25 protein-coding genes are annotated in these 21340 nt (G+C 47.5%); 5 read left to right on the top strand and 20 right to left on the bottom strand.

Annotation, left to right across the window (positions count from 1 at the left end; all coding sequences use genetic code 11):
- Window positions 1–13: 13 nt before the first annotated feature.
- On the top strand, window positions 14–649 hold the full coding sequence (gene nth, locus RBK99_RS12495; RefSeq protein ID WP_317504934.1) for an endonuclease III: 636 nt from the start codon (window positions 14–16) through the stop codon (window positions 647–649).
- A gap of 5 nt (window positions 650–654) precedes the next feature.
- On the opposite strand, the gene RBK99_RS12490 is transcribed toward nth, so the two are convergent.
- Window positions 655–1551, bottom strand: coding sequence for a flagellar protein MotY (locus RBK99_RS12490; RefSeq protein ID WP_317504933.1), 897 nt, complete (start codon window positions 1549–1551; stop codon window positions 655–657).
- Between the two features lie 127 nt (window positions 1552–1678).
- Between RBK99_RS12490 and rnt the strand changes: the two genes are divergently transcribed.
- On the top strand, window positions 1679–2326 hold the full coding sequence (rnt, locus tag RBK99_RS12485) for a ribonuclease T (RefSeq protein ID WP_317504932.1): 648 nt from the start codon (window positions 1679–1681) through the stop codon (window positions 2324–2326).
- Window positions 2327–2376: 50 nt separating this feature from the next.
- On the opposite strand, the gene RBK99_RS12480 is transcribed toward rnt, so the two are convergent.
- Window positions 2377–2982 carry a peroxiredoxin gene (locus RBK99_RS12480; RefSeq protein WP_317504931.1) on the bottom strand — a complete coding sequence of 202 codons (606 nt, stop codon included), beginning with the start codon at window positions 2980–2982 and terminating at the stop codon, window positions 2377–2379.
- A gap of 141 nt (window positions 2983–3123) precedes the next feature.
- Window positions 3124–3462: a Grx4 family monothiol glutaredoxin gene (grxD, locus tag RBK99_RS12475; protein WP_317504930.1), complete on the bottom strand. Its 339-nt coding sequence runs from the start codon at window positions 3460–3462 to the stop codon at window positions 3124–3126.
- Window positions 3463–3665: 203 nt separating this feature from the next.
- Between grxD and RBK99_RS12470 the strand changes: the two genes are divergently transcribed.
- On the top strand, window positions 3666–4247 hold the full coding sequence (locus RBK99_RS12470) for a superoxide dismutase (protein WP_317504929.1): 582 nt from the start codon (window positions 3666–3668) through the stop codon (window positions 4245–4247).
- Between the two features lie 58 nt (window positions 4248–4305).
- Here RBK99_RS12470 and RBK99_RS12465 read toward each other — a convergent pair whose 3' ends face one another.
- From RBK99_RS12465 to RBK99_RS12455, 3 genes are all read right to left on the bottom strand, one after another.
- Window positions 4306–4815 (bottom strand): Lcl C-terminal domain-containing protein, encoded by a 510-nt coding sequence (locus RBK99_RS12465; RefSeq protein ID WP_317504928.1) that lies wholly within the window; start codon window positions 4813–4815, stop codon window positions 4306–4308.
- 76 nt (window positions 4816–4891) lie between these two features.
- On the bottom strand, window positions 4892–5365 hold the full coding sequence (locus tag RBK99_RS12460) for a hypothetical protein (protein ID WP_317504927.1): 474 nt from the start codon (window positions 5363–5365) through the stop codon (window positions 4892–4894).
- Between the two features lie 144 nt (window positions 5366–5509).
- On the bottom strand, window positions 5510–6505 hold the full coding sequence (locus tag RBK99_RS12455; RefSeq protein WP_317504926.1) for an alpha/beta fold hydrolase: 996 nt from the start codon (window positions 6503–6505) through the stop codon (window positions 5510–5512).
- A 592-nt stretch (window positions 6506–7097) separates the two neighbouring features.
- Between RBK99_RS12455 and RBK99_RS12450 the strand changes: the two genes are divergently transcribed.
- Window positions 7098–9416 (top strand): DUF748 domain-containing protein, encoded by a 2319-nt coding sequence (locus RBK99_RS12450; protein ID WP_317504925.1) that lies wholly within the window; start codon window positions 7098–7100, stop codon window positions 9414–9416.
- A gap of 19 nt (window positions 9417–9435) precedes the next feature.
- On the opposite strand, the gene RBK99_RS12445 is transcribed toward RBK99_RS12450, so the two are convergent.
- The 4 genes from RBK99_RS12445 to fadR form a co-directional block, all read right to left on the bottom strand.
- Window positions 9436–10038, bottom strand: coding sequence for a DUF5610 domain-containing protein (locus RBK99_RS12445; protein ID WP_317504924.1), 603 nt, complete (start codon window positions 10036–10038; stop codon window positions 9436–9438).
- 85 nt (window positions 10039–10123) lie between these two features.
- Window positions 10124–10363, bottom strand: a complete 240-nt coding sequence (locus tag RBK99_RS12440; protein ID WP_317504923.1) for a hypothetical protein — start codon at window positions 10361–10363, stop codon at window positions 10124–10126.
- Window positions 10364–10404: 41 nt separating this feature from the next.
- Window positions 10405–10575 carry a hypothetical protein gene (locus tag RBK99_RS12435; protein ID WP_317504922.1) on the bottom strand — a complete coding sequence of 57 codons (171 nt, stop codon included), beginning with the start codon at window positions 10573–10575 and terminating at the stop codon, window positions 10405–10407.
- Window positions 10576–10763: 188 nt separating this feature from the next.
- Window positions 10764–11474, bottom strand: a complete 711-nt coding sequence (gene fadR / locus RBK99_RS12430) for a fatty acid metabolism transcriptional regulator FadR (RefSeq protein ID WP_317504921.1) — start codon at window positions 11472–11474, stop codon at window positions 10764–10766.
- Window positions 11475–11618: 144 nt separating this feature from the next.
- Here fadR and dsbB point away from each other — a divergent pair, with 144 nt between their 5' ends.
- Window positions 11619–12164, top strand: a complete 546-nt coding sequence (gene dsbB, locus RBK99_RS12425; protein ID WP_317504920.1) for a disulfide bond formation protein DsbB — start codon at window positions 11619–11621, stop codon at window positions 12162–12164.
- An 18-nt stretch (window positions 12165–12182) separates the two neighbouring features.
- On the opposite strand, the gene RBK99_RS12420 is transcribed toward dsbB, so the two are convergent.
- From RBK99_RS12420 to yoaA, 10 genes are all read right to left on the bottom strand, one after another.
- Window positions 12183–12611: a YcgN family cysteine cluster protein gene (locus tag RBK99_RS12420; protein ID WP_317504919.1), complete on the bottom strand. Its 429-nt coding sequence runs from the start codon at window positions 12609–12611 to the stop codon at window positions 12183–12185.
- An 18-nt stretch (window positions 12612–12629) separates the two neighbouring features.
- Window positions 12630–13667 (bottom strand): lytic murein transglycosylase, encoded by a 1038-nt coding sequence (locus tag RBK99_RS12415; RefSeq protein WP_317504918.1) that lies wholly within the window; start codon window positions 13665–13667, stop codon window positions 12630–12632.
- On the bottom strand, window positions 13661–13909 hold the full coding sequence (locus tag RBK99_RS12410; RefSeq protein WP_317504917.1) for a YcgL domain-containing protein: 249 nt from the start codon (window positions 13907–13909) through the stop codon (window positions 13661–13663). The genes RBK99_RS12415 and RBK99_RS12410 overlap by 7 nt, the downstream gene beginning before the upstream one ends.
- 39 nt (window positions 13910–13948) lie before the next feature.
- Window positions 13949–15118, bottom strand: coding sequence for a ribonuclease D (rnd, locus tag RBK99_RS12405; RefSeq protein ID WP_317504916.1), 1170 nt, complete (start codon window positions 15116–15118; stop codon window positions 13949–13951).
- Window positions 15115–16782: a long-chain-fatty-acid--CoA ligase FadD gene (gene fadD / locus RBK99_RS12400; protein ID WP_317504915.1), complete on the bottom strand. Its 1668-nt coding sequence runs from the start codon at window positions 16780–16782 to the stop codon at window positions 15115–15117. Before fadD ends, rnd begins: the two co-directional genes overlap by 4 nt.
- 99 nt (window positions 16783–16881) lie before the next feature.
- Complete coding sequence (locus RBK99_RS12395) at window positions 16882–17727, bottom strand: alpha/beta fold hydrolase (RefSeq protein WP_317504914.1); 846 nt, start codon at window positions 17725–17727, stop codon at window positions 16882–16884.
- 23 nt (window positions 17728–17750) lie between these two features.
- Entirely contained in the window at window positions 17751–18332 is a 582-nt protein-coding gene (locus RBK99_RS12390) for a Slp family lipoprotein (RefSeq protein ID WP_317504913.1), read from the bottom strand.
- A 12-nt stretch (window positions 18333–18344) separates the two neighbouring features.
- A complete protein-coding gene (locus tag RBK99_RS12385) occupies window positions 18345–18644 on the bottom strand; it encodes a hypothetical protein (protein WP_317504912.1) in 300 nt (99 codons plus the stop codon).
- Between the two features lie 65 nt (window positions 18645–18709).
- Window positions 18710–19396 (bottom strand): tRNA (adenosine(37)-N6)-threonylcarbamoyltransferase complex dimerization subunit type 1 TsaB, encoded by a 687-nt coding sequence (gene tsaB / locus RBK99_RS12380; protein ID WP_317504911.1) that lies wholly within the window; start codon window positions 19394–19396, stop codon window positions 18710–18712.
- On the bottom strand, window positions 19371–21323 hold the full coding sequence (gene yoaA / locus RBK99_RS12375; protein WP_317504910.1) for a DNA repair helicase YoaA: 1953 nt from the start codon (window positions 21321–21323) through the stop codon (window positions 19371–19373). The genes tsaB and yoaA overlap by 26 nt, the downstream gene beginning before the upstream one ends.
- Between the last annotated feature and the right edge of the window lie 17 nt (window positions 21324–21340).

Genomic DNA, 21340 nt, shown 5'->3' with positions numbered 1-21340 from the left:
AAAATGACTGACTATGAATAAAAACAAACGTTACGAAATTTTAAGCCGGTTACGGGACAACAACCCCAACCCAACCACCGAATTGGAATATAACTCTCCGTTTCAATTGCTGATTGCCGTACTGTTATCGGCACAGGCAACCGATGTTGGTGTTAATAAGGCCACACGCAAACTGTTCCCTGCTGCGCCCACCGCAGAAAGCATGCTGGCACTGGGGGTTGACGGCATCAAAGAGTACATAAAAACCATTGGGCTATTCAATTCAAAAGCAGAAAACGCCTACAAAACCTGTAAAATTCTGGTGGAAGAGTACAGCGGTAAAGTACCGGAAGACCGAGCAGCATTAGAAGCCTTACCGGGCGTTGGCCGTAAAACCGCTAATGTAGTTTTAAACACGGCTTTCGGCTGGCCTACTATTGCCGTGGACACACACATATTCCGGGTGTCTAACCGCACTAAACTGGCACCGGGTAAAAACGTCAAAGAAGTAGAAGAAAAACTGATAAAAGTGGTGCCGGCTGAGTTTAAGGTCGATGTACACCACTGGTTAATTCTGCATGGCCGTTACACCTGCATAGCCCGCAAACCGCGCTGTGGTTCCTGCGTTATTGAGGATTTGTGCGAGTTTAAGGACAAAACCAGCGATTGAGCTTATTACAGCTCAATCGGCGATGGTTTGGTTAACTGCACTATGACGCGCCGGTTAATCTGGCGGTTGAGCTCATTGTCGTTAGACTTGATCGGCCGGTCCTCACCATGACCCACAGTTTTAATGCGCGTTTTATCTATACCCCGCTCAATAAAGAACTGTTCAATTTCTTGCGCCCGCTGCTCAGTTAATGCCTGATTCGGTTCGCGAGCGCCAAGTGAATCGGTATACGCATCCACTAAAACAAGCTCCAGATTACTATCAACTTGTAGATAGTCGCTAATCTGTTTCAACTTCCGCTGCGACGTCAACGTCAATTTTTCGCTCTCCGCTTCATGATTCAGAACGGTATACGCAATATCATCAAAGCTGAAGGGTAACAGAGCGTTCACACAAGTCATAAACTCATCGTAAGCATTGCGGAAATTAACGGATGACAAGGAAACGGCCACCTGATCTCGATTGTTGTACCAATCACTGTAGAAAAAGGTTGGGTAGCGTCCCTTCTCCAGTTCTTTAAGCAGTGTCCACGCCAATTGCTTACGCAGCTCACCATCAAACTGTTTGTACAGCTTCATGCTGCCAATACGGTAACTGGACTCACCCGGCTGCCAGCGCGGTGGAACCGACTCAATAGCTGAAACACCGTAACCATCGGGTAATTGCCGCATTTCCATCTTCATTCGCAAGTTAAGCTCTTTGCTCGCTTCGCTTTGAAAAAAGACTTTACCGTAACGGGGGATTTTATGCTCCATTTCGCAGGTTAAGCGGTTCTCTTCGCTCATCTGCCAGGCGGAATTATCCAGGTTTGCACTGTAATGCCTGACTGAATTTGCTTGTCCCTGCGCTGTAAATAGCAGCAAAGCAACTGAAGCAGCAGTCAACACCGGCCGATTTTTCATAAGCGCCCCTGATTTATTTCTGATACGCCTTTATCGGCACGCATTGCGGTTGCTTTAGTATTTCTGCAAGCAGAATGCGTCTATCTTTGGCATAATGGGCTTATCTTACAGTCACTACGGGAATCCTATGTCTGACAGCTCAGAGTCGCTTATGAAACAACGCTTTCGAGGGTACATGCCGGTGGTTGTCGACGTTGAAACCGCGGGGTTTAACGCCAAAACCGATGCGTTACTGGAAATTGCCGCCGTACTGCTCGATTTTGACGAAAACGGGCTACTAAAACCTGTGGATTCTGTTCATTACCATGTAGAGCCCTTTGAGGGTGCCAACATTGAACAGGCGGCTATCGATTTTAACGGCATTGATCCGCACAACCCGTTGCGTGGAGCGGTGGACGAAGGCGAAGCACTACGTGAGCTGTTTAAGCCCATACGCAAAGCGCAAAAAGCCGCGGGCTGCCAACGCTCCGTTTTAGTCGGGCATAACTCCAACTTTGATCACAGCTTTGTCATGGCTGCTGCCGAACGCGCCAACCTGAAGCGTAATCCGTTTCATCCGTTCGTAAGTTTTGACACCACCTCGCTGGCGGCAATGACCTTAGGGCAAACGGTACTCATTAAAGCCTGCCAGGCCGCCGGTATAGAGTTTGACAGTAAACAGGCACACTCAGCCTTGTACGACACCGAACGCACTGCAGAACTGTACTGCTGGATGATTAACCGCTGGAAGGAGTTGGGGGGCTGGCCGCCAACAAAACCTGAAGATAAACCGTAAGACATAAAAAAAGCCGCTCAATTGAGCGGCTTTTTAGATTCTGCTAACGCTTACAGTTTGTCAGCGTTTTTAGACAGGTAAGAAGCAACGCCTTCTGCGTTCTCTTTCATACCTTCTTTACCTTCTTCCCAGCCTGCTGGGCAAACTTCGCCGTGTTTCTGGTGGAAGTTCAGCGCGTCAACCATACGCAGCATCTCGTCGATGTTACGGCCTAATGGCAAGTCGTTAACGACCTGGTGACGAACCATACCGTCTTCATCAATTAAGAATGAACCACGGAATGCAACACCGGCTTCTGGGTGCTCTACGTCGTACGCTTTACAGATGCTGTGACGAACGTCCGCAACCAGTGGGTATTTCACCTGACCGATACCGCCAGCGTCAGTAGCAGTGTTACGCCATGCGCTGTGAGTGAACTGAGAGTCAATTGAAACACCAATCACTTCTACACCACGTTTTTTGAATTCGTCTAAGCGCTTATCAAAAGCGATAAGCTCAGAAGGACATACGAAAGTGAAGTCCAACGGATAGAAGAAAACAACAGCCTTTTTGCCTTTGATAGCATCTGACAATTTAAAATCTTCAACAATTTCACCTGAGCCTAATACTGCTGCTGCAGTAAAATCAGGTGCTTTACGACCTACTAATACAGACATCGATTCTCTCCATCTAATGTTGAGTGTTAAAGCTTCACCTGTAGTGATGGGGATACCACGAACAAAAAACAAGGGCATCCGCTATTTTCACTACGGATTGTCTACTCTTTGCTTAAACTTTATTCAGCCGATGGCTCTTTGCTATTCCGCTGACGGCTCTGGGTGCCGCTCGGCAACTTCTGAAACCAACTGCTGCAGTTCGCCATTCTGGAACATTTCCATAATAATATCACAACCGCCAACCAGTTCACCTTCAACCCAAAGCTGCGGGAATGTCGGCCAGTTAGCGTAGTTAGGCAGCTCAGCACGAATATCCGGGTTTTGCAGGATATCGACGTAAGCAAACGCCTGACCACAGCCCATTAAGGCTTGTGATGCTTGAGAAGAGAAACCACAACTAGGCAACTTCGGAGAGCCTTTCATGTATAACAAGATTGGGTTTTCTTCGATTTGCTGCTTAATTCTGTCAACCGTTTCCATAACACCTCTGCTTAATAATAATGGTTGATTAAAACACTCGGGTATTTTAACACAGCCTAGAAAGTTTTGTCCTAAATTGAAAGATTTCCTTGAAAAGCAATCTGGTCAGCCCTATATAACGTAGAGTAGAAGAAGAAAAAACTTGCACAAATTAAAGTGCGAGTCGCAAATTTGCACACAAAAAGAACTACGGAGAGAAAATTATGGCATTTGAACTACCAGCTCTTCCATTTGAGAAAAACGCTCTGGAACCACACATTTCAGAAGAGACTCTGGAATATCATTACGGCAAGCATCACGCCACTTACGTGAGCAAGCTTAACGACGCCGTTAAAGGTACTGACCTTGAGAGCAAATCTCTGGAAGACATCATCAAGTCTGAAAAAGGCGGACTGTTCAACAACGCCGCACAAGTATGGAACCACACCTTCTACTGGAACTGCTTAAGCCCGAACGGCGGCGGTGAACCAACAGGCGCAATTGCTGATGCAATTAACTCTAAATTCGGTTCTTTCGACAAGTTTAAAGAAGAGTTCAACGCAAGCGCTGCTGGCAACTTCGGTTCTGGCTGGACATGGCTTGTGAAAAAATCTGACGGCTCTGTTGACCTGTTTAACACCGACGATGCAGATACCCCCGTTGCGCACGACGGTGTAGAGCCACTGTTAACCGTTGATGTGTGGGAACACGCTTACTACATCGACTATCGCAACTCTCGTCCTAACTACTTAGAAGCTTTCTGGAAGCTGGTAAACTGGGACTTCGTGAACAAGAACTTTGCTTAAGGCAAACTTGTGAATGATTAAAAAAGGCGCCAACCGGCGCCTTTTTTATTAATTGTTATTAATCAATGTCCCGAACAAGACGCACTGTATTCCCCGCTTCTTTTGGAGCTTCTCTGGCGGTGCCTTCTTCAAAGTCGACTACGATTGCTCTTTCATCTTTTTCTACAGATGTCCAAAAAATAGGATAAGTAGGATGACCAAATAAAGGTGACATTGATATGGAGAACCTTTCAACTATTTTAGTGCCTTGAGATTTACAATTACTATTCAGAATCGTCATCAACTCTTTTTCAGTTGGTACTCTCCAATCTGTATAGCCTTGTACTTCACTATTTTCTGCCTTAGACATTGCTCCGTCCCAACCAACCCAACGAGTCCCCCCGGTAAGAGTCTCATAAAAGTGATCTTTCGCTGCCCACATTAAATTAGTTTCCGTATCTGTGATAGTCCCGTCTTTGTTATCGACTAAAGAGGGTCGACAGTTCAGCCCGCTAACTTTTTGCGTTGTTGAGGCGCACGCCGAAATAAAAAGAGATACAAGGCTTATAGTTAAAATTTTAAACTTCATTTTTTTCCTTTAAGGGTTTCGTTTATATGAAAAACTTACCGATCATGTCAGCAGTTAGATTCATCAGCATTTATAACTACTTAGCTATAAATGTATAATTTCTAATTTCACCTTTACTATTGGCTCGCAATAAATAGTCAGAATGCAAACTGCCTGTATTTTCATAAAACCTAATTCTGTAACCGCCATTCTGATCACTAGATACTCTATAATTGCTACTCACTTTTTTCTCAATAGACTGCTTATCTACTTTACCGTCTACGATGCTTCCTGACCCTATAATGTAGGTAAGCCGATTTTCGGATAAATCATCGAAAGTAAGAGTAGCGAATCTGTTGCTGGCTGAAGCCGAGCTCAGGGAATCTGAGTTTAGATTAAACTTAGCTAATTGCTCTTCAATTGCCTTTTTTGCTTTTGAGTTCCCTTCGGAGTAATAGAAACCGTTGGTTTTAACTAAAGATTCAAACTCTGCTTCTGGGTTTTGAAAAATAGAAGAACAGCCCGATAAACCCACAATGGCTAAAGTTATTAGCCCCCATTTCTTAAACATCAGTCACCTATTTTAGTTTTAACAACCTCATTAAAATCACCACATTAGTTTACCCGATTTTTCGGTTAAAAGTCGGGGGAATTCCTACTTTTATCCTATAAGAGAGGAGCCTGCTGACTCTATTATTCGTTCCTTTAAAGAAAATCAAAAGATTTTATCCAACTGCTCACGATAACGACCAAAAGCTTCAAACTGCGGCATATGGCCAAGGCCTTCCAGCTCGTACAAATAGCCGTCCGGAATTTTCTCAACAGCAATTTCACCCAGTTGACCGTAGCGGCCGAGTTCATAATCGACGCCTTCTTTTTTCCAGCCACGGCCCGGTCCAGTGGTGTCGCGGGTACCCAAAATTAAATGGGTCGGCACGGTTAACTGATCAAACTCGTTAGACACGTTACCGGTAAAAATCATGTCGTAGGTCAGCGCGTTGTTCCAGGCTACCTGATCCCAGTCGTCGCCGTTTATCCAGCCTTCGTGAATTTTAATCAACGCTTCGTAATCTTCAGACCAGTTGCCGTCATAGTAGTTTTTTCGCTGATAGGCCCTAACTTGCTCAATAGTTTTACCTTGCTCTTTTTCATAAAAGAAGGCTGGGTCCTTGTATTTTACATAGCGCAGATAATCTTCCAGACCGACGGGGTTAACCAGCACCAGTTTTTCAACCATACGGTCATGGTTTAGCGCAAAGCGAGTGGCAAGCATACCGCCCATAGAGTGTCCCATCACCGTCACTTTATCGATTCCCAGCGACTCCACCAACGCCTTTGTATTATTCGCCAAAGCCTCGAACGAGAACTGGTAATGCGCTGGCTTAGAGGACTTACCAAAACCAATCTGATCTGGCATTAGAACGCCGTAGCCTTTTTCATGAAGATAGTTAGCAGTATGTTCCCAGTAATCGGCGGCAAAGTTCTTGCCATGCAACAGCAAGACGGTTGGCTGCCCTTCTTCAGCGGGTAAATGCATATAGGTCATTTCCAGTTTTTGTCTTTGGCTATCAAACTCAAAAACATGAACCTCAAAAGGGTAAGAGTAGCCACTTAAACGGGCATCGTATTCCAGAACGTCGTCATCAGCGAAGCTCGGTGCTGTCAGTCCAAGCAGAAAAACGGTAAATAACGTATAAATCCAGCTACGCATGGAGAGCTCCTTGAAAGCTAGTTTGGCATTGACAGTATCTTGCTCTATTGCGGGATGCAATAATTACGTTTGGGTCTGTTGGTTTGCTCACAGCTGACGCTGAACCCATTCCAGACAAATGAAACTGATTACTGCCGCATCGCCTAAAAAACGGCCGCCGAGCGCCTGAGTCTAATGAGCAGACCCCTGCCGTTTTTTCCGGCCAAATAAGCCAAACCAGAATAGACCTTCAAGGACAAACCCGAGCAGGAGAAATATGCCCCCTCCAGCAGGAACACCGAGGATATAGCATGCTATAGCGGCAAAAAGACAAAACAGCGCGAGCAGCACTCTTAAAGTAACTTTCAATTTAATATCCCTCGTTTCATTAGAATGACTTAACGCAAAGCGCGAAGCCGTACAATATCCAACTCATAAACCTATCTAACTGACTTTAAACGGGTTAAAAAACAAACACAACAATAAGCTATGTCATGTAGCAAATAAAAACGTAGCACTCCAAGTATCTACCTTACACACAAACACGAAGAGTGACGCTGCGCTTATAGGCGTCTACACTGTGCAATATTGGACTTTTTAAAGGGGTTACATTATGCAGAGCAGCTCATTCAGCCGGTTTTGCAATTATCTAAAAGAGAAGTGGGCTTCTCCACGCCGAATTCGGTTCTGGCTGCTTGCCTTGGTCGTTTTGTACACATTGCTGGGCTTTTTTGCCGTGCCCTGGGCTATTCAGTATGTGGCGGTAAATACCGCTAAAGAAGACTTTAACCGCGAGCTTAGCATAAAGTCTGTGCATGCTAACCCTTACACGCTGACGCTCGAAATTAACGGACTTGAGCTTAATGACATCGACAAGAGAAAGTTGCTCGGCTGGGACAAGCTGTTCATTGACCTGGCCTGGTCAAGCATTATTGAAGGAGCCTGGGTGCTTGAAACCATCCGGCTTGACCACCCCGTGCTTCAGGAAGAACGCTTCGCTTCGGGCGAAACTCGCTTATCGCGTCTGCCCGAACAGCCTGCCGAAGAGCCGAAAGACGATAAACCGGCAACACTGCCAGCTTTAAAAATAAACAGTTTTAACTTAAACGACGGTGTTCTGCGCTTCGCTGACAATTTGAAGGCGGCAACGGCGAAGGACGGCACCGAACCTCAACAAGTGTCGCTGGCACTGCAGAATATCGACCTATCCGTGAAAGACTTCGCGCTGCAAAAAAACACCAACTTCCCGGTACGCTTGAACGGGCAGCTTGCAGCAGGCGGTAGGCTGAACTTCGACGGCACTATGCAACTACTGCCGAATACGGCGCTGGAGGGCAATGCCAGCATCAATGAACTAGCACTGAAGCAAGCCACTCCTTATCTGCAACAGTTCGCAAAGGTACAACTCAATAGCGGTACATTAAGCGTAAAAGGGCAGATCAACACCAGTAAACAACAACCCTTTGCCTACAAAGGCTCTGCCGATATCAACACGCTGGATATACGTAAGACAGCTAACAATGAAACGCTGATTGGCTGGCAGAGCCTTCAGGCCAAACAGCTGGATCTGAACATTAAAGACACACACGTTAAAACCGGCCCCATTAAAATTAAAGGTTTGTCCGGTCGGATCATCATTTATGAAGATCAAACCACCAACTTCGGACAATTGTTGACTCAGCGCCAGGAAGAAAACAGCACAAATAAAAACAAGGAAACGTCTCCGTTTACCGTCACTATTGAAGGCGTTGAGCTGGCCGACGGAGCTGTTCATTTCTCTGATAACTCTCTGCCGCTTCCCTTCGCCACCAAAATTCATGCGTTACATGGCGAGGTCTCAACCTTGAGCTCTAAATCGGACCAGCCGGCCAATGTGACGCTAGAGGGTGAAGTTGCACAATACGGCCTGGCACAAGTAAACGGCGCTATCCATGCCTGGCATCCCACCCGCCAGACGAATGTACATTTAAGGTTCCGCAACCTACAGGTACCTGAGTATTCACCCTATACCGTCGATTTCGCCGGCCGCAAAATAGCCGACGGCACCATGGATCTCGACCTCGACTATATCATCGACAATAAGAAACTTGATGGCAAAAATAATCTGGTGCTTCATGACCTGAAGCTTGGCGAAAAAGTCGAATCCAGCAATGCGATGGACCTGCCATTAGATTTGGCTATTGCTTTGCTGCAGGACAGCGATGGTGTGATTGACCTTACTCTGCCGGTAAGCGGCGATGTCGGCAACCCGAAATTTGACTTCGGTGAAGTCATTCAGCAAGCCCTTGGTAACGCCATCACTTCTGTCGTTACAGCGCCCTTCAGTTTTCTGGCGAACCTTGTCGGTGCTGACTCAAAAGAACTTGGCAGAATCGAATTTCTTGCCGGACGTGCTGACCTGCTTCCGCCCCAGCGACAACGTATAGCTAAACTGCGCGAGGCTCTCAACAAGCGCCCGGCACTGGCGCTGGAACTTGCCGGCCCGTTCAGTCGGCAGTTTGATGGTCCGGCCCTGCGACAGGAAAAAGCCATTAACGTACTGCAGCAACGTTTGACTAAGGCGGCCGAGGACGCAGACACCCCCAGTCTGACTGCTGAGTCTAATCAAGAGTTAGTTGAGGCAATGTTCACGAAAAACTATCCGGAAACCGACCTAGAGGCGGTAAAGGCGAGCTTCACCGAAGAAGAGCAATTTGATGCCCTGGCCTATCGTAACTACCTGGCTGAAAAGGTTATTGCTGCTCAACCGGTTACGGAGGCCGATCTTAGAGCTCTCGGCAACGCTCGCGCGCAAGCGGTAAACAAGGCTTTGGTCAACTCAGATGCTGAAAACCCTATCGCGGCTGATAGGGTGCGTGTATTGAAGCCCAAAGACGTTGATTCCGTAGACGGCGAACGCATTGCTATGGAAATTGGCATTAGCGCAGACTAATAACCGACCGGTACTGAGGTTAAGCGTTAGCCTCAGTGCTGTCCTCTGGTTCTTTTGGTTTCTCGGCCAGTTCCAGCATTTTTTCGCGGAACTTGTCGAGCCCCTGCGTGATAAGCTCATGGGTTTTGTCGATATCGCTTTCGACATCCCCTTCATACACTTTTAAACGGCTAAGAATATTTTTAGCATCGGTGAAACCTTTTTCAATACCGCCACCAATAATTTCCAAAAAGTTATTCAGTGTTTCTTCTTCAGACTCGCCCGGGTTCATCTCTTTGTAGCGGCTGTAAAAGTTGGTGGCAAAGGAAACAATACGCTCAGCCGTGGCTTTGGGTGAGGTATCCGTACCGTCGTCATAAGTCTTCTGCACAGCATTTTTACCCATTATCGGCTCTAGCTCAGCGTTAATCCCTTCCAGCGCGGTTTTGTACAGTAAGCTGAGCGACTCATTATTACTGTTTAGTGATACCTTTTCATGAGCACGCAAAATAGCAGCATTTTGTGCCTGCTTAGAGTTCGGAGCCGTTTCTTTAGCATTACGGCCGTCATCCGCTTTTACGCTGCTGGTGCTTTGCTTGCCCGTGCCTGTTACAGAAGTGCTATTGCCTGAGATAATAGACATGATGTTGTTCCTGAAAAATCGGTTATAGCTTGGTTTCAGTATAACCCGTAACAGAATATCGGCAGGTGATGGTTAAAATTTAGGCTTATTTTTTGGCATTTAAGCTCTTCTGCGATGCATCTTTTACGAACAGCTCTACCAATACCTTTTGAAAGACGTACAGGCAGCCTCCAATAGCCAATAAGACAATCCATATTGGTGAAAGGAAATAACCATTAAAAAAGTAGATGTCTAAAACTTCCGCAATCAATGTGATTATGATCACAGCGGCTATTGCTTTTATGCTGTGCTTATTAATTGTTTTCGCGATGTCTTTTTCTGTCATAGAACTATCCTTTGCACTCTGTTCTACTTTTAATGAGGAATTTAACGTTGTGGTCTGGGTCTAACTAATTCATAAAGTGCAAAAACGAGTCCGCAGAATACGCCAACAAAAATAGCCCGGTACCAGTCGGCACCTGACAAACCATGAGTCAACACTTCATATACAGCTACACCGACAGCCACTCCGAAGCCTGTTAGTAATGGACTCTTCATATATCTTCTATAACCTAATTCAACTGCTTGGTCATTGGGATAGTTGCCTAACTACTCACTTCGAGAATGCCATCCGCTTCTTCCGGTTCAAGTTCATTAGTCTCACTAGCGTAAATTATCGTGTTGGCAGCATCAATCTCGCCAAGCTCATAAACAATATGAACTCGCCATACACTTAAAAAAAGGTGTCAATCCACCAAGTCATTCGGCATATCACCGCGCAGGCTATGCCAAATTTCAGCAGACTCATAACCATAGCGGCGCACCAGGTTTACCGACTCGTTAAAGTCACCCTCGCGGGCAACGGTAATCAGGTTGTCATAGTAGTCGCGGGCCAATTGGCGAGCTTCTGGCGACGAGAAGTAATACTGACCAATGCGCGAGTACAGGCCTTTAAAGCCGTTCAGCACCAGAACATATATGGGGTTCCCGGAGGCCATGGCTAAATCGTGGTTTAACTGATAGTCAAATTCGGCAAAGGTCTTTTCGTTGTCTTCCAGCTTGCTGGTGGGTTCCAGCAGCTCAATAACGCGCTGCGGGTTATGACGAATAGCGGCACGAATATAAATGGCGCTAATGTTAGTTCTTGCAGACAGCAGCTGATCAACCAGTTCTGGCATGCCGTCTTCGTCCAGGCGCGCTAAGGTTTCTAAAATATTCAGGCCGGAGGTCTCCCAAAAGTTATTCACTTTAGTGGGCTTTCCGTGCTGAATGGTTAGCCAGCCATCACGAGCCAGGCGCTGCAGCACTTCGCGCAAGGTCGTGCGCGTTACGCCTATAAGTTCAGACAGTTCACGCTCGGCGGGTAAAATAGTGCCGGGGGCAAAATGCCCGTTCCAGATAGATTTTACGATATACTCCTCGGCAAAACCCGCCGGACTTTTCGCTTTTATTATCATATTCCCGCCTGTGTGCTAACTAATAAACGGATTCTAGCAGCCTTCTGTGAGGTCGGACAAGATAACTTCGGGCTTTATATCGACAACACGGCGCTATTTGGGTATGGTTTCTACGTTTTTTACGGTTTCTTAAGGAAAATCATCATGCTATCTGTGGGTCGGTGGCCTAACAAACCGTTTGCCTGGTTATTGTTGTTTATAGGCTGTTCAGGGCTGTTAGCGGCAGCACTTTATTTTCAGATGGTTCTGGACCTAGAACCCTGCGTAAAATGCGTGTATCAACGTATGGCTGTGCTAGGTATTGGTTTAGCAGCTATTGTGGGTTTATTTGGCTCAGGCTTTTGGCTGACTCGCTGGGCCGCTTTACTTGGTTGGCTTTACAGTAGCTATCAGGGCTTGTTAGTTGCTTACGACCACTGGGACTTACAGACCTCTAAAAATGCGTTTTTTGCGGTGTGTGAAAGCGCCCCTAATTTCCCCAGCTGGGCACCACTGCACGAATGGATGCCGGGCCTGTTTGCCGCACCGGGCTTATGTGGTGATATTGACTGGCAGTTTATGGGGTTAGGTATGCCAGGATGGATGACGGTGATTTTTGCCGGTTTTTTACTTATTGGCGTTATTGTCACGCTGTGCCACATTCTTGCGTCGTTTAAGAAAAAAGACAGCTTTGTGCTTTACCACAAATAGCCTCAGCTAGCTTTCACCTTACAAGGGCCAGGTGACTATTCGATCTTCCAGGTCACCTTTAAATTTAACTTCACTCACACAATGGCCGGCCACATGATAGCCGGCTTTTTGCATCGGCTCTTTACTGCCCCCATGTCGTAACGGATGCCACTGAGGTAAAGGCTGCCCTTCTGCCCGTAGCCGATAAGCACAGCTGGCAGGCATAAAATACACATCGTTTAGGTTATCAGGGGTCAACGTAACACAGGCGGGTACACGCTCGCTGCGGCGCGCGTAGTCACTACACGTGGCGGTGTCGGTATCTAATAGACGACAGGCCACGTTTGTGGAATAGAGATTATCTTCTTCGTCCTGCAACTGATTTAAACAGCATTGCCCACAGCCATCGCACAACGCTTCCCATTGAGCATGGGTTAACGTGTGCAATGGCTGTTCATACCATTTCATTAGTACAGACAAGTCGTATTACCGCGGAAAGCGAATGCGATCCGACAAATAGCCAACCGCAGCCACAAAGTAGTGCGAACGGTTCCAACGCATGAGCGCGTCGTAGTTAGCGTATGCCAGATAAACCCGGCCTTCTTTGTCGTCAGGAATCACCACCGAGGCCACAATGTCGTCACGAGTCGGCAATTCCGACCCATCAAAGCGGGTAATGCCTAAGTCAGCCCACTCGGCAAGCTTTTTCTTGGTATCCAGCCCGGCCAGTGACTCGTCGAAGCCTTCTGGCAACTGTACCTGTCGGCCCCAGGTCACGTCTTCGCGCCAGCCAACCGAGCTCAAGTAGTTTGCCGCCGAAGCGAACACATCAGGGTAGCTACCCCAAATGTCTTTTTTGCCGTCGTTGTCGTAATCGACCGCGTAACTCATAAAAGAACTTGGCATAAACTGGGTTTGCCCCATGGCACCGGCCCATGATCCATCCATTTGTTCAGGGGCTATATGACCTTCTTCAATAATGGTTAAAGCTTCCCATAACTGCTTTTTAAAGAATGCTTCACGGCGGCCGTCGAAGGCCAGAGTCGTTAACGCAGAAACCACATCGAAACCGCCAGTATAGGAACCGAAGTTGGTTTCTATACCCCACAAGGCAACAATAAAGCGTGGCTGTACGCCGTATTCTTTACCCACTTTATCCAGCAGCTCTTTGTGTTCATTGTATTTTTCCAATGCTTTTTCAGCTTTCCAGTCTGGAACCGCCCGGGGTAAATAAGTGTCCAGCGTGAGCTTAAACTCTGGCTGGTTTTTATCGAGCTCCACCGCACGTTCATAATATTCAACGTCGGCAAAAGCTTTATCTAAGGTCTCTGGCTTATAACCTTTTTCTATCGCTTCGGCTTTCAGAGCTTCAACGTAATTGACAAACTTTTGTTTAACCGCGTTCTCAGCCGTGGCTTCAGACTGTTCGCCCGACTCCTGATAAGCCAACGCAGGCGCGTTCAGGGCGAATGAGAAAGCTGAAAATAAGGCCAGCCCTGTCACTTTTATTGTGTTTGTTAGCATTGAAGTTCCTCTCGTTTCGGTGGTAACTGCAAATAGAAACCATCGTTATGCAAATGTTCCTGTAACTTTTCGACTGTTAAACGAGCCAACTGTTCACGCTTCGCCAGGTTTATTGTCAAAACCTTTTCGGCGCGACCGAACTGCTCACACAAGACGTCGGGTACATCGTCAAATTCATTACCGTGAGGTAGGTAGAGGTAGGTATCGGCTTTTTTTAAGCTGCGATAAACATCACACAGCATGGCGGTTCTCCTGAATGGGACTCGATTCAATTACAATCGTTAGGTCATTGTAGCCTGTAATTCTGCCCCAATTGCTTGCTGACGCCAACCCATCATTAAGTCGGGTTGAGGTAAACGCTGCCGTTGTTGCGCTGAGTACTGCCAATGAAAGACAATAAAATCATTGATTTGCTTGCGTGAAGCCACCAATGCCACAGGCACTTGTAAAGATTCAGCCAGTTCAGAAACCGATTTTTTAATGGCTTTAAAAGTCGGCTTATAGCCTTCCATGTCATCTAGGCGCTCAAGCGTATCAGGCCACTCGGATTCAGGCACTTGTTGTGCTTGCTGAATGCAGCGAATAATGTCGCGGCCCGAGTACTTTCGTGACATAGGCGCTAAATCTGGAACTCGGGCTAACTCATCGTCGCTTTGCGGCATCCTGCGGGCAAGCTCCAGTAATATGCCATCTTTGGCAATAAAGCCCAGAGGAATGTTCCGTTCGCGCGCTTTGTGCAAGCGCCATGGCGTTAGAATTTTTAACGCGGCTAGCTGGCGTGCGTTTAATTGCCAGGCATTACCCACGGCTAAATACAGCAAATCATCAGGCCAGGTTTGTGTACGTTTACGTACCTGAATTTGTGATTCTTCGTACACAATATCCAAGCAGCCTCTCTCTTCACATAAGGCTTTTAAATAAGGGTACATCACGGCCAGATAGCTCGCGTCAGCGGCAGCATAATCGAGTTGTTCGTCACTTAACGGGCGCTTGAGCCAGTTGGTGCGTGACAAGCTTTTATCCAGCTCAACGCCATCAAACAGTGCGTCAACCAAACGGGCGTAACCCATAGAATCACCCAGACCACAAAAACCGGCAGCTATCTGGCTGTCGAAAATACGCTTGGGCTGGCGACCATTGCTTTGCTGGAAAAACAACTCGATATCTTCACCACCGGCATGGAGTACCGTTTCGATGCTATCGTCGGCTATCAGTTGCCATAAAGGCTCTAAGTCGATATCGGCGAGCGGATCAATCACTGCAGTGGTGCCGTTCGCGTGTATCTGCAATAAGCCCAGTTGAGCATAATACGTCCGCTCGCGAACAAACTCGGAATCAATAGCAAACCAGCCACAATCTTTCGCTTGTTCACAAAGGCTTTCTAGTTCTTGAGTGGCTGTAACGAGTCGGTACTCACGCACCGACTCGGGTAGGTTCAGCGGAGTAGTCAAGCGTCTTCCTCGTCGCGTAACTCGCGGCGAAGTATTTTACCGACGTTTGATTTAGGCAGTTCGTCGCGAAACTCGACCAGTTTAGGCACTTTATACCCAGTCATATTTTCGCGTGAAAAGTCGATAACTTCACGTTCTGTCAGTGATTTATCCTTAGCCACAATAAAAACTTTTACCACTTCACCGGACGACTCGTGCGGTACCCCGATAGCAGCGGACTCAAGAATTTTAGGATGGTCCGCTAACACGTCTTCAATCTCATTCGGGTACACGTTAAAACCTGACACTAAAATCATGTCCTTTTTACGGTCCACAATTTTAAAGTAACCACGCTCATCTGCGGTTGCCATATCGCCGGTAGCAAACCAGCCGTCTTTAATGGATTCAGCCGTAGCATCAGGACGATTTAAATAACCGACCATAACCTGCGGCCCCTTCACTTCCAGCTCGCCAGGCTCACCTAAAGGCACTTCTTCACGCGTTTCAGGATCGACAATACGCACATCCGTGCTCGGCACCGGTAAACCAATGCTGCCAGTGTAATGTTCTATGTCGTAAGGGTTAACGGTAACCACCGGCGCGCACTCTGTTAAGCCATAGCCTTCCAGCAAGCGTGATTTTGTTACTCGTTCCCACTCTTCTGCTACGGCTCTCTGAACGGCCATACCGCCACCCAGAGCTATTTTCAGATTAGAGAAGTTGACGTCTTTAAAGCCTTTGGAATTCAGCAGGCCGTTAAATAACGTATTCACACCCGAAATCATTGAAAAAGGATACTTGTTCAGTTCCTTAACAAAGTTAGGCATGTCTCGTGGATTGGTAATTAAAACGTTTTTACCGCCATGCTTAATAAAGGTCAGGCAGTTCGCCGTTAACGCAAAGATATGATAAAGCGGCAATGCGGTAATGATGGTCTCTTCACCGTCATTCATAATAGGGGTAATACAAGCAGACACTTGCTCGAGGTTTGCCACCATATTCCGATGAGATAACATGGCACCTTTCGCAACACCTGTTGTTCCGCCGGTGTACTGCAGAAACGCAATATCATCGCCTCTCACTTCAGGGCGTTGATAGTCCATCATGGCGCCCTTGGCCATTGCCTGATTTAAGCTAACAGCCTCTTTTAAGTCATGAGACGGCACCATGCGCTTTATGTACTTAACCACCAAGTTAACTAACCATCGCTTGTGCATGGGCAGTTGATCGCCAATTTGGGTGGTCAAGACAAAATCAAGCGGCGCTTCATCTTTTATTTTGTCGTAGGTGTGCGCGAAATTCTCTAAAATAACCAGAGCTTTTGCTTGTGAGTCGGTCAGCTGGTGCTTTAACTCACGCGGGGTGTAAAGCGGATTAACGTTAACCACTGTCATTCCCGCCGCTAAAATACCAAATAAGGCGACTGGATACTGCAATAAGTTAGGCATCATAACCGCAACAGCATCGCCTTTTTTAAGGCCCCGGCTTTGCAGGTAAGCCGCAAACTGTTTCGACTTCTGACCCAGCTCTTTGAAGCTCATTTCAGCGTCCATATTGACGAAAGCCGTTTTTTCGGCGTATTTCTCAATAGACTGTTCCAGAATATCAACCAACGACGCGAAATGATCCGGATCAATGGTTTCCGGAACGCCTGCTGGGTAATTTTTCAGCCAAATTTTTTCCATAAAAGGCTCCGCCTCTCAGTATTTATCGTTATTTTAATGCCGCAATCATCGCATATCCGACCAGTTAATCCTAGTCGTTACCAACGGCTAAACGTGCGATTAAAGCAGTTCGGCTATTTTTTCAGGTTGTTCCATATGTACGTGATGTCCACCTTTTAGCGTCACGCAACTCAAATTGGTCACTTTATCCTGCCACCTTTCTAACGCGTCTTCCAACTTCTCATAGCCGTCGCTCCCGCGCACTACGATAACCGGCATAGTCAGTTCTTCCAGAATGTCGTCCACTGCCGAGCTTGGTAATCGATAAGCGGACACGGTCTTCACTCTGGCATCGGCACGCCAATACCAGCGGCCATCGGGGTTCCGTTCGCAACCACGTTCCACTATCAGTCTGACCAGGTCAGCAGAAAAGTCGGCTTGAGCGGCGCGTGCTTCTACTGCAGAGTCGAGATTCGCATAGCCTCGCCAACGAGGCGTCTGGAGCTTTCTTCGGCTTAGGAAGCCTTGTTTCAGTTGATCGCTTGCGTTTGCTCCGTCAGACACTAACAAACCAAAGGCTTCAATGACTATCAGTTTCTGAATTCGTTCAGGACATAAAGCCGCGACGACATTGCTGACAAAACCACCCATAGAATGGCCTAACAAAGTGACCTGTTGCCAGTCTTGCTGTTGAATTAAATGCCATAAGTCATAGGCGTAATCAATAAAATGATAATAGCTACCGACGGGCCGATGATCGCTGTGACCGTGCCCGGGCCAGTCTAATACTAAAAAGCCGCCGTTGTCAGGCGACCAGTAGTTGGCTACAGGCAGAAAGCTGTGGCAGTTATCTAACCAGCCATGGGTTGCTATAACCTGAATGTTGCTCGGGTCGCCCCAGCACAACCCCTTAACCGTACCCCAGTCAAGTTGATAACTGACCGGGGTAGCTCGTTCCAGAGCCATTCGATAATCCATAGCTAAACGGATTAATTACGGCTTTTAGCGGGTGTTCCTGAATTGTCTTCAACTCGAACACGCACAGGAACGGTAGGATAACGGTATGGGTAATAAGGCGAATAGAAGTTGTGGCGGAACCAAAGTGGTGAGTAGTCAATTTCCACCTGGCTTCTCTGCTTTTCAACATCCCAAAGATAATGGCCGGTAGCTTCAATGACAGGGTATGTGTAAACGTATTCACCAATTTTTCCCTGCTGCGTCTCGCCGATACGGCCTATAAACGTCATTGAGCGTCCTTGTTTGTACACACCTGGATCGATAAAGTCGTCAACCACCGCTAAGAAACGGCCCTGACTGTTATCACTGACCAGAGGACGACCCCAGCGTTTTAACGGGAAACTGACAATTTCGAGAACCGTGTGGTCTTCAGCGTTGCGGACATCCGCAATAACCCCGCCCCAACGAGCTGGTTCACCTTCAACCTTTTCTCCCTGGTGTTTAGCGACTTTGTAACTCACCAGGGCGTCTTCATTTTCCGTCGCAATTTCGTCGGGAAAGGTTGAGCACCCAACCATCGCCAGTGCCATTATTGCTGTACATAGTTTTTTCATAACAGACCTCACTCAAGCGTAAACATCAACACCGAACATTGACGTGATTTGCTCTCTTTTCTCACTTAACGCAATAGTTTGATACGCATGGAGTGCTTTTTGAGAGCGTTGTGGTGGTTCATCGTAAAAGGTATTCAATGACTCCCACCGATCCGCACGCCGCTGACTTTGTCGGGCATCAGGCACCACTTGCCGAGACGCAGCAACTTCCGTCGGCGTTTTAACCTGACGTTGCTGTTCTTCTGGCGCAGAGCGCTGTGGCCCCTGCTGCTGACTGTTTAGCGGCTGAACCGCTTGCGGATTAATTCGCACGTCTACGATGCTCATCTGTTAGTAAGACTAATTTTATTATGGCGAGTTCAGTATTATTCGGCAAGTTACCTTCCCGGAAGTTTTTTCCAGGTGACTTCGTTGCGCACATACAGAGGCTCTAGGCTTTCTGCATCCACAGCAGAAATATCCCCATGAGCCGCTATTGTCAGCATATCTTCGGCCAAAGGCAAGCGACAATCTGCATTCTGTTTCAGCTTATTTTCCGGATCCAGAACGTTAGAGTAATTGTCCCAGCCAGTACCTGCGGTATGAAACCCTTCAAGGTTATGCCTTGAAAATAACTTAACTGATGGCTGCGCAACTGCCGGGTCAGTAAGTGGCTCTGCAATACCATTACTGCTCCGGTATAAGGCGTAGTAGATTTCGCCCATTCTGGCATCTATACAGGCCACTACCGCTTCAGCCTTATGCTTACGGATGGTTTGTTGCGCCAGCGCTTGCAAACTACTGACCGGAAACACCGGTAATTCAGAGCTAAACGCCAGACCCTGCGCCATTGAAACACCAATACGGACACCGGTAAAACTGCCGGGGCCTACGCCCACCACTAATCCGTCCAACTGATTCAGCGCCACATTCCCTTGCTGTAATACCCCCTCAACAAAAGGCAACAGTCGTTGCGAGTGCTCCCGCGGGCTTTCTATTGCTTCGCTGAAAAAGGTCCCCTGCCACTGCAGGGCAACGGAGCAATTCTCGGTCGACGTATCAACTGCTAATAAGTTCGTCATCATTGGTTTCATCTTTCTCTACAACCTGCGCTAAAAAACTCAGCGCCTCATTTAAATTGCGGGTTCGTGACATAGCCGGCAAGCTCGACAGGAATTGCTTTCCGTATTGGCGCGTTACTAAGCGACTGTCGCATACAATTAAAACACCTGAATCGTCTTTATCCCGAATGAGCCGCCCCGCCCCCTGCTTCAACGCTATAATTGCTTGCGGTAATTGTATCGTGCTGAAGGCATCAACGCCACGCAGACGAGCGTCCTCGACACGGGCATTCAGTAAGGGATCATCCGGCGAGGCAAATGGCAGTTTATCGATAATGACGCACTTTAAAGCATCGCCGCGCACGTCCACCCCTTCCCAAAATGACGAAGTGCCTAATAACACGGCATTGCCTTGTTTGGTAAAGGTTTCCAGTAGTTCGGTTTTACCCAGCTCGCCTTGCACCAGAATGTCCCGATCCAGACGTTCGCGCAAAATACTCGCCATTTGCTGCAACATTCGGTGACTGGTAAACAACAGAAAAGTGCCGCCACGGTTTACTTTAACGCACTGCTCAGCAATTTCGGTTAACATTTGATGCCTGTTTGGATCATTTGCTTCCGGCAAATAACGCGGCAAACAGAGCTTTGCCTGCCTGGCAAAGTCGAACGGACTTTCCAGCAAAAGTGTATCGGCGTCTTCTATCCCCAGACGCTTAGTAAAATAATCAAACTGACCATTGACCGCCAACGTCGCCGAGGTGAACACCCAACTCATTTTGTTTCGCTTTATGTAACCGCCAAAGGTTTTCGCCACGCTTAGCGGTGTTTGATGCAAGCTCACATGCCGCGGAGTGGTTTCAAACCAAAAGCTGTAACCCGTGCGCTCAACATCCATAAGCTGACGCCATATATAGAGGTGTTGTTCCGCGCGTTCATGTAAATTATCAAAGTCTTTATTACGACCAATGGCCGTTTTCATTACTTCCGTTAACAACGTCAGACGTTCCTGCACACGCTCGGCCACTTCAGCAACCTCGGGCTTTCGACGCCAGTCACGCCAATTACCGCGCATGGGGTCACGCGGAAATAACAGGCGCCAGTCTTTTAAAGTCTGCAATAGCGTACGCGCCATAGCGCTGGCCTGAGACAAGTCTTTCAGCTCGGTCATACACAAACGCTGCAATTCTTCGCACAGCTCCGTTAATTGCCGGCTGGAAACGGTTTCACCAAAATACTGGCTGGCAATATCGGGGATTTGGTGGGCTTCATCGAAAACCACGGTATCTACACTAGGAATAAGCTCGCCAAAACCCGTATCTTTTAAGGCCATATCGGCAAAGAACAGATGGTGGTTGACCACCACAATGTCGGCTTCCATGGCTTCTTTACGGGCTTTCACCAGGTGACAGTCTTCATAAACCGGACAGTCGCGCCCCAGACAGTTGTCCTGCGTACTGGTCACCTGAGGGCGTACAGCCGCGTCTTCCGGTAAAGCATTGAGTTCACCCATATCACCACTACGGGTCGTTGTAGACCAACGCTTTACCGTAATAAGCTGGTTTTGAATGTCTTTACTGAATTGGCCGGCTTGCTGAGTGGCTTGCTCCATGCGATGCAGGCACAAATAATTGGAACGGCCTTTTAGCAGGGCAACCACTTTTTCAGGCGCCAACACTTTTCTTAAGGTGGGTAGATCGCGATGAAAAAGCTGTTCCTGGAGGTTTTTAGTACCGGTAGAAATAATGGCTTTGCCTTTTCCCAGCAATACAGGTGCAAGATAGGCGAAGGTTTTTCCGGTGCCGGTTTCAGCCTCAACCACCAGTTGCCCTTTCTTTTTTACGGTAGCGGCAATGGCCTCTGCCATTTGTTGCTGAGCGGCACGTGGCTGGAAGTTCGTAATTGCCTGCGCCAGTTCGCCTGTTGGCTTAAATACTGATAAAACCGTTGCCATAACCTTTACCGCCAAAA

Origin of the sequence: Idiomarina solivarensis (genome assembly GCF_033052755.1) — a bacterium.
GTDB lineage: Bacteria > Pseudomonadota > Gammaproteobacteria > Enterobacterales > Alteromonadaceae > Idiomarina.
This window is presented reverse-complemented; position numbering and strand designations above follow the sequence as displayed.